Raw genomic sequence first — 17,546 nt, forward strand, 5'->3', positions numbered from 1 at the left:
CTCGGAATGCTCATTTACATACGTAAACTCCGCTTCCTCGGCCGTTTTCGCCACCGTTTATCTCTAGCTCGCGAGATCGTAAACAGGCTCTAAAGACCCATAACCAGAAAAACAGCCGGGCGCCGCAGGGCGTTCGGCCAGACTCTTCACGGAGAATTACCATGCTGAACAAGCACAGGCTGATGGCCGTAGCCGTTGCACTGGCGTTTTCCGCCGGCACCGCGCTGGCTGCCGTTTCCCCGCAGGAAGCCGCCAAGCTCGGCGATACCCTGACCCCCTTCGGCGCCGAGAAGGCCGGCAACGCCGCCGGCACCATCCCGGCCTGGACCGGCGGCATCACCCAGGCGCCGGCCGGTTACACCCGTTCGGGCCAGCACCACGTCAACCCCTTCCCGGAAGACAAGCCGCTGTTCACCATCACCGCGGCCAACCTGAGCCAGTACGAGGCCAACCTGACCCCGGGTCAGATCGCCATGTTCAAGGCCTATCCGGAAACCTACCAGATGCCGGTGTACCAGACCCGCCGCTCCGGCTCCGCGCCGCAGTGGGTCTACGACAACAGCATCAAGAACGCCACCAGCGCCAAGCTGGCCGATGGCGGTAACGGCTTCAGCAATGCCTATGGCGGCATCCCGTTCCCGATTCCGCAGAACGGCGTCGAGGCGCTGTGGAACCACATCGCCCGCTACCGCGGCACCTACATCGTGCGCCGCGCCTCGGAAGTGGCGGTGCAGCGCAACGGCGCCTACTCGCTGGTGACCTCGCAGCAGGAGGCGATGTTCAAGTACTACATGCAGAACGGCTCCTTCGCCGATCTGAACAACATCATGTTCTACTACCTGTCGTTCACCACCAGCCCGGCGCGCCTGGCCGGTGGCGCCACCCTGGTTCACGAGACCCTGGATCAGGTCAAGGAGCCGCGTCAGGCCTGGGGCTACAACGCTGGCCAGCGTCGCGTGCGGCGTGCGCCGAACCTGGCCTACGACACCCCGATCGCTGCTGCCGACGGCCTGCGTACCGCCGACGACACCGACATGTTCAACGGTGCGCCGGATCGCTACGACTGGAAACTGGTGGGCAAGAAGGAAATCTACATCCCCTACAACAACTACCAGGTCACCAGCCCGGACGTGAAGTACAAGGATCTGCTGCAGGTCGGCCACCTCAACCCGGCGCTGACCCGCAACGAGCTGCACCGCGTCTGGGTGGTGGAAGGCACGCTGAAGTCCGGCGCCCGCCACATCTATTCCAAGCGCACCCTGTTCCTCGACGAGGACAGCTGGCAGGCCGCGGTGGTGGATCAGTACGACGGTCGCGGCGAGCTGTGGCGCGTATCCATCGCCTACCTGAAGAACTACTACGACCTGCCGACCACCTGGTCCGCGCTGGACGTGTTCCACGATCTGCAGGCGCGTCGCTACCACGTGCAGAACCTGGACAACGAAGAGAACAACACCATCGACTTCAGCCAGGCGATTCCGGACGACGGTTATTTCAAGCCGGCCGCCCTGCGTCGTCGCGGCACCCGCTAATAGTCGTGTAGTCTCACGCGAAGGCCGCTACAGTAGTAGCGGCCTTTTCGTATCAGCTCGGCGAATGGGCCGTGCTCAAGCGGCTGCGGCCTTAACAAAACATAACGTCGCGCCGATTGTCAGGGCTTTCCGAAGCTCGCTAGGATGAGCGGCCTGCTAATAAGGCAGTACCGCCTATAACAATAAGGGGGAAGGTATATGAGTGAGCCCGTCATGCGGCGCACCCAGTCCGGTCTGGCGTCCATCCTGGCGCGCAAACCGGCGCTCCGTGTCCATTCGCCGCTGGCCAAAGCGCTCTCGCTGTGCAGTGTGCTGTCCGTGTTGAGCTTCGCCGCCGCGCCGCTGCAGGCCGAAACCTCGGCAGCCGCAGAGGCCGGCTATGCCATCGAGTCGCCCCAGGCGGTGCACAGCCTGCTGCTCGATGTGGTCAACACCGGCAAGCGCCTGGTCGCCGTCGGCGACCGCGGCCATATCCTTTATTCCGACGACCAGGGACAGAGCTGGACGCAGGCCAAGGTGCCCAGCCGGCAGATGCTCACCTCGCTGTTCTTCGTCGATGCGCAGCATGGCTGGGCCGTTGGCCACGACGCGCAGATCCTCGCCACCAGTGACGGCGGCCTGAGCTGGATCAAGCAGTTCGAAGACCTCGAGCGCGAAGCGCCGCTGCTGGACATCTGGTTCAAGGACCTGCAAACCGGCTACGCCATCGGCGCCTACGGCGCGCTGCTGGAAACCAGCGACGGCGGGCAGAACTGGGAAGACGTCAGCGACCGCCTCGACAACGAAGATGCCTATCACCTCAATGCCATCACCTCGGTGAAGGATGCGGGGCTGTTCGTCGTCGGCGAACTCGGTCAGATGTTCCGTTCCGCCGATTGGGGACAGACCTGGGAACGCATCGAGGAGCAGCCCTACGATGGCTCGCTGTTCGGCGTGCTCGGCACCGACCAGGCCGGCACCCTGCTGGCCTACGGCCTGCGCGGCCACCTGTTCCGCTCCACCGATTTCGGCGACAGCTGGCAGCAGATCGTCATCAACACGCCGAACAACGGCCCGCTGGAGTTCGGCCTGGCCGATGGCACCCTGCTGGCCGACGGCAGCATCGCCGTGGTCGGCCATGGCGGCACCGTGCTGCGCAGCACCGACCACGGGCAGAGTTTCAGCCTGATCAACCGTCCCGACCGCATCTCGCTGGCCGGGGTAACTGCACTGGATAACGGCAACCTGATCCTGGTGGGGCAGGGCGGCGTTCACCTCGCCGCCGCGACTGGCGCCGATCTGGGCCAACAATAACAAGCCGGGAGCCTTTGCATGACCAAGCATCAACAAACGCCTGCCTCTTTCCTCGAGCGGCTGATTTTCAACAATCGCCCGGCGGTGATCCTGATCTGCCTGCTGATCAGCCTGTTCCTGTTCTACCAGGCCGCCCAGGTACGCCCGCAGACCAGCTTCGAGAAGATGATTCCGCTGGGTCACCCCTATATCCAGAAGATGCTCGAGCACCGTAACGACCTGGCCAACCTGGGCAATACGGTGCGCATCTCGGTGGAAGCCACCGAGGGCGACATCTTCAGCAAGGAATACATGGAGACCCTGCGGCAGATCCACGACGAGGTGTTCTACATCCCCGGCGTCGATCGTTCCGGCCTCAAGTCGCTGTGGAGCCCCAGCGTGCGCTGGACCGAAGTGACCGAGGAAGGCTTCGCCGGCGGCGAGGTGATTCCGCAGACCTACGACGGTTCCGTGGAAAGCCTGGAGGACCTGCGCAGCAACATCCTCAAGTCCGGACAGATCGGCCGCCTGGTGGCGAACAACTTCAAGTCGAGCATCATCGACGTGCCGCTGCTGGAGTCCTACCCGGACCCCAACGACCAGAGCAAGCTGGTGTCCTTGGACTACCAGAAGTTCTCCCACGAGCTGGAAGAGAAGATTCGCGAGAAATACCAGGCGCAGAACCCCGACGTTAAGGTGCACATCATCGGCTTCGCCAAGAAGGTCGGCGACCTGATCGACGGCCTGTTCGGCGTGGCGCTGTTCTTCGCCGTGGCGATCGGCATCACCTTCGTCCTGCTGCTGTGGTTCACCCACTGCTTCAAGAGCACCCTGGCGGTGGTCATCACCACGCTGATCGCGGTGGTCTGGCAGCTCGGCCTGTTGCATACCCTGGGCTTCGGTCTCGACCCCTATTCGATGCTGGTGCCGTTCCTGGTATTCGCCATCGGCATCTCCCACGGGGTGCAGAAGATCAATGGCATCGCCATGGCCTCGGGTGAGGCGACCGACGCCCTGTCCGCCGCGCGCATGGCCTTCCGTCAGCTGTTCATCCCCGGCCTGGTGGCGCTGCTGTCCGACGCCGTGGGCTTCGTCACTCTGCTGCTGATCGACATCGGCGTGATCCGCGAACTGGCCATCGGTGCCTCGATGGGCGTGGCGGTGATCATCCTGACCAACCTGATCCTGCTGCCGGTAATGATTTCCTACATCGGCATCAGCAAGAAGGCGGTGAAGATCAGCCGCGAAGAGGCAGCCAAGGACCATCCGCTGTGGCGTGCCATCTCCAACTTCGCCCACCCGATGGTGGCGCCGATCTCCGTGGTGGTCGCCGTGGTGGCCTTGGCCGGCGGCGTCTGGTACGGGCAGAACCTGAAGATCGGCGACCTCGATCAGGGCGCCCCGGAACTGCATCCGGACTCGCGCTACAACCTGGACAACGACTTCGTCATCCGCAACTACTCGACCAGCTCCGACGTGCTGGTGGTGATGATCAAGACTGCCACCGAAGGCTGCTCCACCTATCCGGCCCTGGCCGCCATGGACGAGCTGATGTGGCAGATGGAGAACACCCAGGGCGTGCAATCGGCCATCTCCATGGTCACCGTGTCCAAGCAGGTGATCAAGGGCATGAACGAGGGCAACCTGAAATGGGAAACCCTGTCGCGCAACCAGGACGTGCTGAACAACTCGATCGCCCGTGCCGAAGGCCTGTACAACGCCGACTGCTCGGTGGCGCCGGTGCTGGTGTTCCTCGAGGACCACAAGGCCGAGACCCTGTCGCGTGCCGTGGCCGCCGCCGAGGCGTTCGCCAAGCAGCACAGCAGCGACGAGCTGCAGGTGGTGCTGGCGGCCGGTAACGCCGGTATCGAGGCGGCCACCAACGAGGTGATCGCCGCGTCCGAGACCACCATGCTGATCGCGGTCTACGCGGCGGTGAGCATCATGTGCCTGCTGACCTTCCGTTCGCTGGCCGCGACCCTGTGCGTGATCCTGCCGCTGGTGCTGACCTCGATCCTCGGCAACGCGCTGATGGCCTGGATGGGCATCGGCGTCAAGGTCGCCACCCTGCCGGTGATCGCCCTCGGCGTGGGCATCGGCGTGGACTACGGCATCTACATCTACAGCCGCATGGAGACCTACCTGCGTCAGGGCCTGTCGCTGCAGGACGCCTACTACGAGACCCTCAAGTCCACCGGCAAGGCGGTGCTGTTCACCGGCGTGTGCCTGGCCATCGGCGTGGCGACCTGGATCTTCTCGGCGATCAAGTTCCAGGCCGACATGGGCCTGATGCTGACCTTCATGTTCCTCTGGAACATGATCGGCGCGATCTGGCTGCTGCCGGCCCTGGCCCGCTTCCTGATCAACCCGGAGAAGCTGCGCGCCAAGGGCTGATGCCTGACCTGTAGCAAAAGAACCGCGGCCCTTGGGTCGCGGTTTTTTTATGGCGCTGGGGTGCGCCGCGCGCAGGGCGGATAGGCCGCCAGGCTCGTCCGTCAACCGGGGGGCGCTGGCGAAGGCACGCGCTGGCGCCGGTAGCCCGGATGAAATCCGGGGCCTTCGCCGGCAGCCAGTTCCGATGGATACGGGGGGTACGCCCTGCGTTGGCGAATTACCGACAACGGCTGCCGATCAGGGGTGGACGGCTACAGCGGATAAATGCCCGATAGCCGGTGCGCGCGGCGCACCCTACCCAAGCCTGCCTGCGATCGACCCTGGCGGCGCCGTGCGCACCCGCAATATCGCCGTCAGCGTGGGTAGAGCGGCGGCAGCGCGCTGCTTTCCTGCGTGGCGGCGCTCGGTTGCTGGGCGGCCGGCAGGTTGCGGATCGCTTTCCACAATTCCTCGCCCTGCCACTGCTGGCCGGTCTCGCTGTACAGCGCGCCGTTGAGGCCGTCGAGGGCGTCGGACAGCGGCACGTAGCGCGCCGCCATGTCGGCCAGGGTTTCCGGCTGCTGGCGCGCCCAGGCGTCGAGGGCGTGGCGGGTGGTCTGGGCGTCGCCGGCCAGGCAGGCGCGCTTGAGGTCGTCGAGCAGGGTGCGCGGGCTCGGGCCGCTTTGCGCGGCGCGTTGGATCGCCGGCTGGCGCCGGGCGTGCCACCACAGGCCGAAACCGAGCAGGCTGGTGCCGGCGAGCAGGGCGCAGGCCAGCTGCCAGGGCCACAGCGGCGGGCCTTCGAGCCCCTGCGTGGTCACCACGCTGGGGCTGGCCGGCTCGTCGCTGTGCAGCTGCGGGTTTTCCGCCACCTGCAGGGTGCGCGCGGGCAGGGCGGTGCGTTCCAGGCTGTCGGTCTGGGTGTTCCACCACTGCACCTCCAGCGCCGGCAGCTCGAAGCTGCCGCTGCGGCTCGGCACCAGCGCCTCGCGGTCTTCGCGACTGCCGATGATGCCGGTTTCGCTGCGCTGGTCGCTGAGCTGCGGCTGATCCGGATAACGGCGCAGGCCGTCGACCTGGGTGGCGGGCAGTGGCGGCAGCTGGGCGCTGGACAGGCCATCGACCTTGAGGATCAGGCGGCGGGTCAGCGACTCGCCGACCCGGCTCTGTCCCGGCTGCGGGTTCCAGGTTTCCGCCAGGCCCAGGGCGCGTGCCGGCAGCCAGGGGGCGTCGGCCGGGTACTCGGCCGGCTTGGCTTTGACCTGCAGCGGGATGTCCGGTGATTTGACCCGCGACACCTTGCCGGCGCGCGGGCCGAAGGGCAGGAAGTCGTCGCCGCGCGAGCGGTCGACCAGGGTGGCGCTGAACACCTGACCGGGGATGCTCAGCTCGCCGCTGCGCTGCGGGTAGATGGCGTACTGCAGCTCGATCACGCCGTGGCGCACGCCGCCGATGGTCTTCTCGTAGGTGCGCGGCTCGCCCAGTTGCTCGATGCGCGCATCCTGCATCTGCAGCGGGGTCAGGCTGCTGTCGTCGTACATCGACACCGAGTGGTAGATGCGCAGGGTCAGCACGGCCTGGGCCTGCACGTAGACGCTGTCCTGATCCAGGCTGGCGTCGATGAACACCGGCGCCAGCTTCTCGCCGTTGCCCGGCTCGCCGGTCGCCTGCACCTGCAGGGTGATGGGCAGGGTTTCGGCATCTTCCAGGCGGATCGGGGGGATCACCACCTCGCCGCTGTGTTTGGGTTGCAGGGTGAGGATCCAGCGTGTGGCAGCGCGCGGCGTGTCGCCGAGGTTGCTCAGGCGGTTGACCTGGCGACTGCCGAGGATTTCGAAGTGCTCGTCCAGCGGGCTCAGGTCCGGCCGGCCGAAACGGGTCGGGTCGGTGGACTCGAGGGTCAGTACCACGGTCTCGCCTTCGTTCAGGCGGGTGCGGTCGACGCTGGCGAAGAAGGCCTCGGCGCTGGCCTGGCCGGCCAGCAGGAGAAGGAGCAGCGTGGCTAGACGCTTCATCGGGAGGGTTCCTGACGTTGTTGCTGTTCGTACCAGAATTTTCGCCGCAACAGCTCGGCCGGGTCGTCCGGAATCTGTCGCAGCCATTGTTCCAGCGCTTGCTGGCGCTCGTCGGCCGAGCCCAGCTGTTCTTCCGCCAGCGGGCCTTCGGCGGTGCCGGTATCCGCCGCTGCTTCGTCGCCCGGCGCTGTCGAGGCGGCGTTGTCGTCACTCTCGCTCGGCTGCGGCTCGCCGTTGTCGCCCGCTTCGTCCGGGCGGTTCGCTTGCGCCGGTTGGCTCGGCGGCGGCTCGGCAGCCTGGCCGGCCGGGGCCTCGTTGGGCTCGCCGCTGTCCGCCTCCTGGCTCGGCGGTGGCGCTTGCGCGCTGTCGCCGGACTGCTGCTGCGCCTGGCGCTCCAGCGCCTCCTCGATCAGGGCCTTGTTGTGCTGCGCCGCGCTCAGCTCTGGCTGGCGTTCCAGCGCCTGCTCGTAGGCGTCCAGCGCCGCCTCCAGTTCGCCGCCCTTGGCCAGGGCGTTGCCGCGGTTGTAGTGGTCGGCGGCGCCGTCGCCCTGGGCGAAGCGCTCGGCGGCGGCGGCGTAGTCGCCGGCCTCGTACAGCGCCTTGCCCTGCCACTGCGGATCGGCGAAGCGTTGCGCCGCCTCGGCCGGGCGCTGCGCCTGGAGCAGGCGCTGGCCCTGCTGGTCCGGGCGCAGCCACAGGTCGTCGATCGTCATGGCCTGGCTGGTCTGCGGCGGCAGCATCAGCAGCAGGGGCAGACAGAACAGCCAGCCGCGCCGCCCGGCGCAGGCGGCCAGCAGCAGCAGCGGCAGCAGCAGCCAGTAGCCCTGGTCGATCCGCGCCTCGAGCTGGGTCGGCTCGCCGGCGGCGCGCAGCGCCTGCGGGCCATCGAGCAGGCCGAGGCGGCGCAGGTCGTCGTCGTCGAGGCGGGCCTGGGCGTAGCGGCCGCCGTGGGCCTCGGCGACCTCGCGCAGGCCGGGCGCATCCAGACGCGGGATGAGGATGGCGCCGCGCTCGTCCTTGAGGAAGCTGCCGTCCTCCTGCACCACCGGCGCGCCTTCGCGGCTGCCGATGCCGAGGATCAGCAGCGGTGTGGCACGGCGTTCCAGCGCCTGGCGGATGCCGCTGCGTTCCTGCTCGTCGAGGGCGCTGGTGATCAGCAGCAGGCGGCCCTGGCCCAGTTGCGCCTGCTCGAGCAACTGCAGGCCGCGCGCCACGGCCAGGTCGGCGCGCCGGCCCGGTTCGGGCATCAGCGAGGGCTTGAGCGCTTCGAGCAGGTTGCGGCTGGTGGCCAGGTCGTCGGACAGCGGCACCAGGCTGTGCGCGCTGCCGGCGTAGACGATGATCGCGGTCTGCGCGTCGCGCCGGGCTTCGAGCAGGTCGAGCAGCTTGCGCCGGGCCTGTTCCAGGCGGTTCGGCGGGCCGTCCGCGGCGAGCATCTGCGGCGTCAGTTCGAGCAGCACCAGCAGCGGGTCGGCCGGTTTCTGGTTGCTCTGCTCGACGCGCTGCCAGCTCGGCCCGAGCAGCGCCAGCACGGCCAGCAGCCAGGCCAGGCCGAGGGCCAGCCAGGGCAACCGGCTGCCGCGGCCGTTGCCGCCCGCCAGCAGCGTCTGATGGAAGGCGGCCGGCAGCAGCAGTTGCCAGCGTCCGCTCTGCCGCTCGCGGTGCCACAGGCGCCACAGCAGCCAGACCAGCAGCGGCACCAGCAGCAGCCACAGCGGGCGCAGCCATTGTGGCCAGAGCAGGCTCATGCGCGCCTCCGCAGGCGTTGCGGCAGGTCCGGCCAGAGCGTGCGGCTGGCCAGCAGCAGGCTGCCGAGCAGTGCCAGGGCCAGCGGCCAGGCGTACAGCGCCTGGGCCGGGCGGGCCAGGGTGGGTTGCTGGGCGACCGGTTCGAGACGGTCCAGGGTCAGCTCGATCTGGCTCAGCTCGGCCTGGCTGCGTGCGCGGAAGTACTCGCCGCCGGTGGCGTCGGCGATGGCGCGCAGGCTGGTTTCGTCCAGGTCGAGGGTGCTGAAGCCGAGCGCACCGAGCACGCCGCTTTGCTGCGGATCGGCGCCGATGCCGATGGTGTAGATGCGCACGCCTTCCTCGGCGGCCAGTTGTGCGGCGGTCAGCGGTTCGATCTCGCCGCCGTTGTTGGCGCCATCGGTGATCAGCACCAGCACGCGGCTCTGCGCCGGGCGCTGGCGCAGGCGCTTGACGGCCAGGCCGATGGCGTCGCCGATGGCGGTGTTCTTGCCGGCGATGCCGATCAGCGCCTCGTCCAGCCAGGTACGCACCGTGTGGCGGTCGAAGGTCAGCGGCGCCTGCAGGTAGGCCTGGCTGCCGAACAGGATGAGGCCGACCCGATCACCGCGGCGGTCCTCGATGAAGTCGCCGAGCAGGCGCTTGACCAGTTCCAGGCGGCTGATCGGCTCGTCGTCCCAGAGCATGTCGGCATAATCCATGGAGCCGGAGACATCCACCGCCAGCAGCAGGTCGCGGCCGCTGGCCGGCAGCGGCAGCGGCTCGCCGACCCATTGCGGGCGGGCCGCGGCGCACAGCAACAGGAGCCAGAGCAGGGCCAGCGGCGCCTGCTGGCGCCAGCTCGGCAGGCCGGCGCGGGCGCGGCGGCCGCTGAGCGCCTGCAGCTCGTCGAGAAAGGTCACGCGCAGCGCCGCGTCGCCGCTGTCGGCGGCCGGCAGCAGCCGGCGCAGCAGCCAGGGCAGTGGGGCGAGGGCGAAGACCCAGGGCCAGGCGAACTCAAACATGCTTGCGAATCCAGGTGGCGACGGCCTGCTCGAGCTCGTCGATGGCCTTGTCGCTGAGCGTGCACTGCGGTTTGTAGGCGCCCTCGACCAGCACCATCCAGCGGGTCAGGCCGGCGGCCGGGCAGCGGTTGTCGAGGAAGGCCAGCCAGGCGCGACTGCTCAGCACGTGGCTGTGGCTGTCCGGATAGCGTTCGCGGCACAGGCGCTTGAGCAGGGCGTTGAGCTGCTGCAGCCAGGGCCCGGCCGGGGCGCCGTCGTAGGGTTTGCGCAGTTGCGCCAGCTCCGCCAGGGCGGCCTGGCGCAGCGGCTCCAGCGGCGCCTCGGCGCGCACCTGGCGGCGGCGGACGCGCCAGCGCCGCAGCAGGCGCCACAGGCCCCAGCCGGCCAGCGGCAGCAGCACGGCCAGCAGCCACCAGCCGGGCGCCGGCGGCCACCAGGGCACCGGTGGCGGGTCGATCAAGGGCTGCAGCTGGTCGAGCGGATTCATGGCGCCTTCCTCGGGCGCAGGGCGCTGAGCAGTTCCTGCAGCTGTTCGATCAGCTCGACCTGGGTGCTCAGCGGCAGCAGCGGCACGCCGAGCTTCTGCGCCAGGCGTTGCCAGCGCGCCTCGCGGGCCTGCGCCTGGGCGCGATAGGCCTGGCGCAGGTCGCCGTTATGGGTGTCGAGCTCCAGCTGCGCGCCGCCCTGGGTGAAGCGCAGCAGGCCGGCGGCCGGCAGGGCGTGGTCGAGCGGGTCGGACAGCGGCAGCAGCAGCAGGTCGGTGTGGCGGGCGAGCAGGGTCAGCTGCTGCTCGGCGTTGTCGTTCAGCGCGCGCTCGTCGCACAGCACTATGACCAGGCTGCCGGGGCGCAGCACCTCGCGGGCGCGGCGCAGGGCCAGGCCGAGCGTGTCGCGCGCGGCGCCGGGCGGAGCGTCGGGGCCCAGCGCCTGGTTGGCGCGGGCCAGCAGGTTGAGCAGTTGCAGCAGGCTCTGCTTGCTGCGCCGCGGCTTGACCTCGTGGTGCTCGGTGTCGGCGAACACCAGGCCGCCGATGCGGTCGTTGTGCGCCAGCGCGGCCCAGCCGACCAGCGCCGCGGCGCGGGCGGCGAGCACCGACTTGAAGCACTGCCCAGAGCCGAAGAACAGCCGCTGGCTCTGTTCGGCGAGGATGAAGATGGGCCGCTCGCGCTCCTCGTGGAACAGCTTGGTGTGCGGTTCCTGGGTGCGCGCGGTGACGCGCCAGTCGATGTTGCGCACGTCGTCGCCGGCCTGGTAGACGCGCACCTGGTCGAAGTCGACGCCGCGCCCGCGCAGCTTGGAGTGGTGCAGGCCGATCAGCGGGCTGCGCCGCGCCGGGGTGGAGAACAGCGGCACCTCATGCACGCGATGGCGCATCTCGATCAGCTCGGCGAGATCGAGGTGGATGGCATTGGCGCCGGCGGGGCTGGACATGGTCTAGGGGGCGTTCCCGGATTGCATCCGGGTTGCGGCAGTGCGGCCAGGGGTGCGCATTCAGGCCACCGCCACCACGTCGAGGATGCGCTGGATCACCCGGTCCTGGTCGATGCCCGAGGCCTCGGCCTCGAACGACAGGATGATGCGGTGGCGCAGCACGTCGAACAGCATCGCCTGGATGTCCTCGGGGCTGACGAAGTCGCGCCCGGCCAGCCAGGCGTGGGCGCGTGCGCAGCGATCCAGGGCGATGGAGCCGCGCGGGCTGGCGCCGTAGGCGATCCACTCGGCCAGTTCGGGGTCGAACTTGGCCGGGGTGCGGCTGGCCATCACCAGCTGCACCAGGTATTCCTCCACCGCGTCGGCCATGTACAGGCCGAGGATTTCCTTGCGTGCGGCGAACACCGCCTGCTGGCTGAGCCGGTGCTCCGGCTTGGTCTCGCCGTGCAGCGCCTCGCCGCGTGCCTGGGCGAGGATCTTGCGCTCCACCGCAGCGTCGGGAAAACCGATCTTCACGTGCATCAAAAAGCGGTCGAGCTGAGCTTCGGGCAGTGGGTAGGTGCCTTCCTGCTCGATGGGGTTCTGCGTCGCCATCACCAGAAACAGCGGCGACAGGTCGTAGGTCGAGCGGCCCACCGAGACCTGGCGCTCGGCCATGGCCTCGAGCAGCGCCGACTGCACCTTGGCCGGGGCGCGGTTGATCTCGTCGGCCAGCACCAGGTTGTGGAAGATCGGCCCCTGCTGGAACACGAAGCTGCCGGTCTCCGGGCGGTAGATCTCGGTGCCGGTGATATCCGCCGGCAGCAGGTCGGGGGTGAACTGGATGCGGTGGAACTCGCCTTCGATACCTTCGGCCAGTTCCTTGATCGCCTTGGTCTTGGCCAGCCCGGGGGCGCCCTCGACCAGCAGGTGGCCGTCGGCGAGCAGGGCGATCAGCAGCCGTTCGATGAGTTTTTCCTGGCCGAGGATCTGGGTTGAAAGAAAATGTCGCAGCGCGACAAGCGCCTCACGGTGTTCCATCGTTAAGCTCATCCGGCGAGAGTGACCGGCGAGTCGAAGACTTCGCCGGGGTTCTGGGACCGCCACTTTAATGCAATCGCGGTCACCTAGACTAACGTTGATCCATAACCTTGTGGCGACGGTCACCCCCACCTCTTCACGCCCCCAGTCGAAAATGGAGCACAACCATGGCGTTCTTTACGGCGGCCAGCAAAGCCGACTTCCAGCATCAACTGCAAGCGGCGCTGGCGCAGCACGTGAGCGAGCAGGCGCTGCCACAAGTGGCGCTGTTCGCCGAACAATTCTTCGGCATCATCGCCCTCGAGGAGCTGACCCAGCGGCGCCTGTCCGACCTGGTCGGCTGCACCCTGTCGGCCTGGCGCATGCTGGAGCGTTTCGATCACGGCAAACCGCAGGTACGCGCGTTCAACCCCGACTACGAGAAGCACGGCTGGCAGTCGACCCACACCGCGGTGGAGATCCTGCATGGCGATATCCCGTTCCTGGTCGACTCGGTGCGCATGGAACTGAACCGTCGCGGCTACAGCATCCATACCCTGCAGAACAGCGTGTTCAGCGTGCGCCGCGACAAGAACGGCGAGCTGCTGGAGATCCTGCCCAAGGGCAGCCAGGGCGAGGGCGTGCTGCAGGAAGCGCTGATGTTCCTGGAGATCGACCGCTGCGCCAGCGCCGGCGAGTTGAAGACCCTGGAAAAGGCCATACACGAGGTGTTCGGCGACGTGCGCATGAGCGTCGCCGACTTCCAGCCGATGAAGGCCAAGGCCCGCGAGCTGCTGGCCTGGCTCGACCGCGCCAAGCTCAAGGTGGACAAGGCCGAGCTGGACGAGGTCAAGGTGTTCCTCGGCTGGCTGCTGGACAACCACTTCACCTTCCTCGGCTACGAGGAGTTCACCGTGACGCCGAGCGCCGACGGCGGCACCCTGGTCTACGACGAGAAATCCCTGCTCGGCCTCTCCAAGCGCCTGCGCAGCGGGCTCAAGGCCGAGGAACTGCACATCGAGCCGGAAGCGGTGGCCTACCTGCGCGAGCCGCAGCTGCTGTCGTTCGCCAAGGCCGCCGTGCCCAGCCGCGTGCACCGGCCGGCCTACCCGGACTTCGTCTCGATCCGCGAGCTGGACGCCAAGGGCAACGTGGTCAAGGAATGCCGCTTCATGGGCCTGTACACCTCGGCGGTGTACGCCGAGAGCGTGTGGAACATCCCCTACATCCGCCGCAAGGTGGACGTGATCAAGCAGCGCTCCGGCTTCGACAGCAGCGCCCACCTGGGCAAGGAACTGGCCCAGGTGCTGGAAGTGCTGCCGCGCGACGACCTGTTCCAGACCCCGGTGGACGACCTGTTCGCCACCGCCCTGGCCATCGTGCAGATCCAGGAGCGCAACAAGATTCGCGTGTTCCTGCGCCGCGACCCCTACGGCCGCTTCTGCTACTGCCTGGCCTACGTGCCGCGCGACGTCTACTCCACCGAAACCCGGATGAAGATCCAGCAGGTGCTGATGGAGCGCCTGCAGGCCACCGATTGCGAGTTCTGGACCTTCTTCTCCGAGTCGGTGCTGGCGCGGGTGCAGTTCATCCTGCGCGTCGACCCGAAGAACAAGACCCAGATCGACCCCGTGCGTCTGGAGAAGGAAGTCATCCAGGCCTGCCGCTCGTGGAAGGACGACTACGTCAGCCTGATGGTGGAAAGTCTCGGCGAGGCCCAGGGCACCAACGTCCTGGCCGAGTTCCCCGGCGGCTTCCCGGCCGGCTACCGCGAGCGTTTCGCCCCGCACTCGGCGGTGGTCGACATGCAGCACCTGCTCAGCCTGAGCAACGACAAACCGCTGGTGATGAGCTTCTACCAGCCGCTGGCGCAGGGCGACCAGCAGCTGCACTGCAAGCTGTACCACGCCGACACGCCGCTGCCGCTGTCGGACGTCTTGCCGATCCTGGAGAACCTCGGCCTGCGCGTGCTCGGCGAGTTCCCCTACAAGCTGCGCCGCGTCGACGGCCGCGAGTTCTGGATCCACGACTTCGCCTTCACCTACGCCGAAGGCCTCAACGTCGACATCCAGCAGCTCAACGACACCCTGCAGGACGCCTTTATCCATATCGTCGGCGGTGATGCCGAGAACGACGCCTTCAACCGCCTGGTGCTGACCGCCGCCATGCCCTGGCGCGACGTCGCCCTGCTGCGCGCCTACGCGCGCTACCTCAAGCAGATCCGCCTGGGCTTCGACCTGAGCTACATTGCCGCCACCCTGGTCAACCACGCCGATATCGCCAAGGAGCTGGTGCGCCTGTTCCGCACCCGCTTCTACCTGGCGCGCAAGCTCGCCGCCGAGGACCTGGAAGACAAGCAGCAGAAACTCGAGCAGGCCATCCTCGCCGCCCTGGACAACGTCGCGGTGCTCAACGAAGACCGCATCCTGCGGCGCTACCTGGACCTGATCAAGGCCACCCTGCGCACCAACTTCTACCAGGCCGACGCCAGCGGCGCGGCGAAGAGCTATTTCAGCTTCAAGCTCAACCCGCGAGCGATTCCGGAGATTCCGCGGCCGACGCCAAAGTTCGAGATCTTCGTCTACAGCCCGCGCGTCGAGGGCGTGCACCTGCGCTTCGGTGACGTCGCCCGCGGCGGCCTGCGCTGGTCGGACCGCGAGGAGGACTTCCGCACCGAAGTGCTCGGCCTGGTCAAGGCGCAGCAGGTGAAGAACGCGGTGATCGTGCCGATGGGCGCCAAGGGCGGCTTCGTGCCGCGCAAGATGCCGGTCGGCGGTAGCCGCGACGAGGTACTGGCCGAGGGCATCGCCTGCTACCGCATCTTCATCAGCGGCCTGCTCGACATCACCGACAACCTCAAGGACGGCGCCGTGGTACCGCCGGTGAGCGTGGTGCGCCACGACGCCGACGACCCCTACCTGGTGGTGGCGGCCGACAAGGGCACCGCGACCTTCTCCGACATCGCCAACGGGATTGCGGCGGAATATGGTTTCTGGCTGGGCGACGCCTTCGCCTCCGGCGGCTCGGCCGGTTACGACCACAAGGGCATGGGCATCACCGCCAAGGGCGGCTGGGTCAGCGTGCAGCGCCACTTCCGCGAGCGCGGCATCGACGTGCAGAAGGACAGCGTCACGGTGATCGGCATCGGCGACATGGCCGGCGACGTGTTCGGCAACGGCATGCTGCTGTCGGACAAGCTGCAGCTGGTGGCGGCCTTCAACCACCTGCACATCTTCATCGACCCCAATCCGGACGCGGCCAAGAGCTTCGCCGAGCGCAAGCGCCTGTTCGATCTGCCGCGCTCGAGCTGGGCCGACTACGACGCGGGGCTGATCTCCGAGGGCGGCGGCATCTTCCTGCGCAGCGCCAAGAGCATCGCCATCAGCCCGCAGATGAAGGCGCGCTTCGACATCGCCGCCGACAAGCTGGCGCCGACCGAGCTGCTCAATGCGCTGCTCAAGGCGCCGGTCGACCTGCTGTGGAACGGCGGCATCGGCACCTACGTGAAATCCAGCAAGGAAAGCCACGCCGACGTCGGCGACAAGGCCAACGACGCCCTGCGCGTGGACGGCTGCGAGCTGCGCGCCAAGGTGGTGGGCGAGGGCGGCAACCTGGGCATGACTCAGTTGGGGCGCGTGGAATACGGTCTCAATGGAGGAGCGAGCAACACCGACTTTATCGACAACGCCGGCGGTGTGGACTGCTCCGACCACGAGGTCAATATCAAGATCCTGCTCGGCGAAATCGTCTCCGCCGGCGATATGACCGAGAAGCAGCGCAACAAGCTGCTGGTGGAGATGACCGACGACGTCTCCGAGCTGGTGTTGGGCAACAACTACAAGCAGACCCAGGCGCTGTCGCTGGCCGAGCGCCGCGCCCGTGAGCGGGTCGGCGAGTACAAGCGCCTGATGAACGCCCTGGAGGGCGCCGGCAAGCTGGACCGGGCGCTGGAGTTCCTGCCCAGCGACGAAACGCTCAACGAGCGCGCCGCCAACGGCCAGGGCCTGACCCGGCCGGAGCTGTCGGTGCTGATCTCCTACAGCAAGATCGACCTCAAGGAATCGCTGCTCAAGTCCCTGGTGCCGGACGACGACTACCTGGCGCGCGAGATGGAGACCGCCTTCCCGGCGGTGCTCAGCGCGAAGTTCGGCGACGCCATGCGCCGCCATCGCCTCAAGCGCGAGATCGTCAGCACGCAGATCGCCAACGACCTGGTCAACCATATGGGCATCACCTTCGTGCAGCGCCTGAAGGAGTCCACCGGCATGAGCGCGGCCAACGTCGCCGGCGCCTATGTGATCGTCCGCGACCTGTTCCGCCTGCCGCACTGGTGGGCGCAGATCGAGGCGCTGGACTACAAGGTGCCGGCCGAGCTGCAGCTGCAGCTGATGGACGAGCTGATGCGTCTGGGCCGCCGCGCCACCCGCTGGTTCCTGCGCAGCCGACGCAACGAGCTGGACGCCGCGCGCGACGTGGCGCACTTCGCGCCGCGCATCGAGGCGCTGGTCGGGCGCCTGGACGAGCTGCTCGAAGGCCCGGCGCGCGAGCAGTGGCTGGCGCGCTATCAAAGCTTCGTCGAGGCGGGTACGCCGGAGGAACTGGCGCGCGTTGTGGCCGGCACCAGCCACCTGTACACCCTGCTGCCGATCATCGAGGCGGCGGACGTCACCGGCAAGGACGCCAGCGAGGTGGCCACCGCCTACTTCGCAGTCGGCGGCGCGCTGGAGCTGTCCTGGTACCTGCAGCAGATCACCGGCCTGCCGGTGGAAAACAACTGGCAGGCGCTGGCCCGCGAAGCCTTCCGCGACGACCTCGACTGGCAGCAGCGCGCGATCACCGTGTCGGTGCTGCAGATGGCCGACGGCCCGCAGGAAATCGAGGCGCGGGTGGCGCTGTGGCTGGAGCAGCATCACCGCCTGGTCGAGCGTTGGAAGCTGATGCTGGCCGAGCTGCGCGCGGCCACCGGCACCGACTATGCCATGTACGCGGTGGCCAACCGCGAGCTGATGGACCTGGCGCAGAGCGCCTGAGCCATCCGCTGAAATGAACAAGCCCCGCCCAGTGCGGGGCTTTTTCATTCAGGTGGTGCGGTATTCATGAGCTTTGCGTAGCCTGGGTTGAGCGCAGCGATACCCGGGATAGGGCGCTTTACATGACGTGTAGCGTCGTAGGGTG

Annotated in this window: 10 protein-coding genes; 4 read left to right on the forward strand and 6 right to left on the reverse strand. The window is 67.8% G+C overall.

The features are described 5' to 3' along the window. The first annotated feature begins 161 nt into the window (after positions 1–161). From ACIGFL_RS06570 to ACIGFL_RS06580, 3 genes are all read left to right on the forward strand, one after another. Positions 162–1,532, forward strand: coding sequence for a DUF1329 domain-containing protein (locus ACIGFL_RS06570; RefSeq protein WP_122107378.1), 1,371 nt, complete (start codon positions 162–164; stop codon positions 1,530–1,532). Positions 1,533–1,730: 198 nt separating this feature from the next. Continuing rightward, positions 1,731–2,825 (forward strand): WD40/YVTN/BNR-like repeat-containing protein, encoded by a 1,095-nt coding sequence (locus tag ACIGFL_RS06575; protein ID WP_397496539.1) that lies wholly within the window; start codon positions 1,731–1,733, stop codon positions 2,823–2,825. 18 nt (positions 2,826–2,843) lie between these two features. Then, positions 2,844–5,198: an RND family transporter gene (locus ACIGFL_RS06580; protein WP_397496540.1), complete on the forward strand. Its 2,355-nt coding sequence runs from the start codon at positions 2,844–2,846 to the stop codon at positions 5,196–5,198. Positions 5,199–5,551: 353 nt separating this feature from the next. On the opposite strand, the gene ACIGFL_RS06585 is transcribed toward ACIGFL_RS06580, so the two are convergent. The 6 genes from ACIGFL_RS06585 to ACIGFL_RS06610 are packed head-to-tail and all read right to left on the reverse strand — an operon-like array spanning position 5,552 to position 12,392. Further along, a complete protein-coding gene (locus tag ACIGFL_RS06585; RefSeq protein WP_397496542.1) occupies positions 5,552–7,192 on the reverse strand; it encodes a BatD family protein in 1,641 nt (546 codons plus the stop codon). Then, positions 7,189–8,940 (reverse strand): VWA domain-containing protein, encoded by a 1,752-nt coding sequence (locus ACIGFL_RS06590; protein WP_397496543.1) that lies wholly within the window; start codon positions 8,938–8,940, stop codon positions 7,189–7,191. Before ACIGFL_RS06590 ends, ACIGFL_RS06585 begins: the two co-directional genes overlap by 4 nt. Next, positions 8,937–9,941: a vWA domain-containing protein gene (locus ACIGFL_RS06595; protein ID WP_397496544.1), complete on the reverse strand. Its 1,005-nt coding sequence runs from the start codon at positions 9,939–9,941 to the stop codon at positions 8,937–8,939. The genes ACIGFL_RS06590 and ACIGFL_RS06595 overlap by 4 nt, the downstream gene beginning before the upstream one ends. Then, positions 9,934–10,428 carry a DUF4381 domain-containing protein gene (locus tag ACIGFL_RS06600; RefSeq protein WP_122107372.1) on the reverse strand — a complete coding sequence of 165 codons (495 nt, stop codon included), beginning with the start codon at positions 10,426–10,428 and terminating at the stop codon, positions 9,934–9,936. The genes ACIGFL_RS06595 and ACIGFL_RS06600 overlap by 8 nt, the downstream gene beginning before the upstream one ends. Continuing rightward, positions 10,425–11,372 carry a DUF58 domain-containing protein gene (locus ACIGFL_RS06605; protein ID WP_397496545.1) on the reverse strand — a complete coding sequence of 316 codons (948 nt, stop codon included), beginning with the start codon at positions 11,370–11,372 and terminating at the stop codon, positions 10,425–10,427. The genes ACIGFL_RS06600 and ACIGFL_RS06605 overlap by 4 nt, the downstream gene beginning before the upstream one ends. 60 nt (positions 11,373–11,432) lie before the next feature. Then, a complete protein-coding gene (locus ACIGFL_RS06610) occupies positions 11,433–12,392 on the reverse strand; it encodes a MoxR family ATPase (protein ID WP_122107370.1) in 960 nt (319 codons plus the stop codon). 167 nt (positions 12,393–12,559) lie between these two features. On the opposite strand from ACIGFL_RS06610, the gene ACIGFL_RS06615 reads away from it, so the two are divergent. After that, positions 12,560–17,401, forward strand: a complete 4,842-nt coding sequence (locus ACIGFL_RS06615; RefSeq protein ID WP_122107369.1) for an NAD-glutamate dehydrogenase — start codon at positions 12,560–12,562, stop codon at positions 17,399–17,401. The last annotated feature ends 145 nt before the right edge of the window (positions 17,402–17,546 follow it).

It is taken from the genome of Pseudomonas sp. NPDC077649 (assembly GCF_044542855.1).
In the GTDB taxonomy this organism is placed as follows: Bacteria; Pseudomonadota; Gammaproteobacteria; order Pseudomonadales; family Pseudomonadaceae; genus Aquipseudomonas.

What these genes read in the sequence shown, in the direction of transcription:
- ACIGFL_RS06570 (WP_122107378.1), top strand. Translation starts at nt 162, where the DNA reads ATGCTGAACAAGCACAGGCTGATGGCCGTAGCCGTTGCACTGGCGTTT.
- ACIGFL_RS06575 (WP_397496539.1), top strand. Translation starts at nt 1,731, where the DNA reads ATGAGTGAGCCCGTCATGCGGCGCACCCAGTCCGGTCTGGCGTCCATC.
- ACIGFL_RS06580 (WP_397496540.1), top strand. Translation starts at nt 2,844, where the DNA reads ATGACCAAGCATCAACAAACGCCTGCCTCTTTCCTCGAGCGGCTGATT.
- ACIGFL_RS06585 (WP_397496542.1), bottom strand. Translation starts at nt 7,192, where the DNA reads ATGAAGCGTCTAGCCACGCTGCTCCTTCTCCTGCTGGCCGGCCAGGCC.
- ACIGFL_RS06590 (WP_397496543.1), bottom strand. Translation starts at nt 8,940, where the DNA reads ATGAGCCTGCTCTGGCCACAATGGCTGCGCCCGCTGTGGCTGCTGCTG.
- ACIGFL_RS06595 (WP_397496544.1), bottom strand. Translation starts at nt 9,941, where the DNA reads ATGTTTGAGTTCGCCTGGCCCTGGGTCTTCGCCCTCGCCCCACTGCCC.
- ACIGFL_RS06600 (WP_122107372.1), bottom strand. Translation starts at nt 10,428, where the DNA reads ATGAATCCGCTCGACCAGCTGCAGCCCTTGATCGACCCGCCACCGGTG.
- ACIGFL_RS06605 (WP_397496545.1), bottom strand. Translation starts at nt 11,372, where the DNA reads ATGTCCAGCCCCGCCGGCGCCAATGCCATCCACCTCGATCTCGCCGAG.
- ACIGFL_RS06610 (WP_122107370.1), bottom strand. Translation starts at nt 12,392, where the DNA reads ATGGAACACCGTGAGGCGCTTGTCGCGCTGCGACATTTTCTTTCAACC.
- ACIGFL_RS06615 (WP_122107369.1), top strand. Translation starts at nt 12,560, where the DNA reads ATGGCGTTCTTTACGGCGGCCAGCAAAGCCGACTTCCAGCATCAACTG.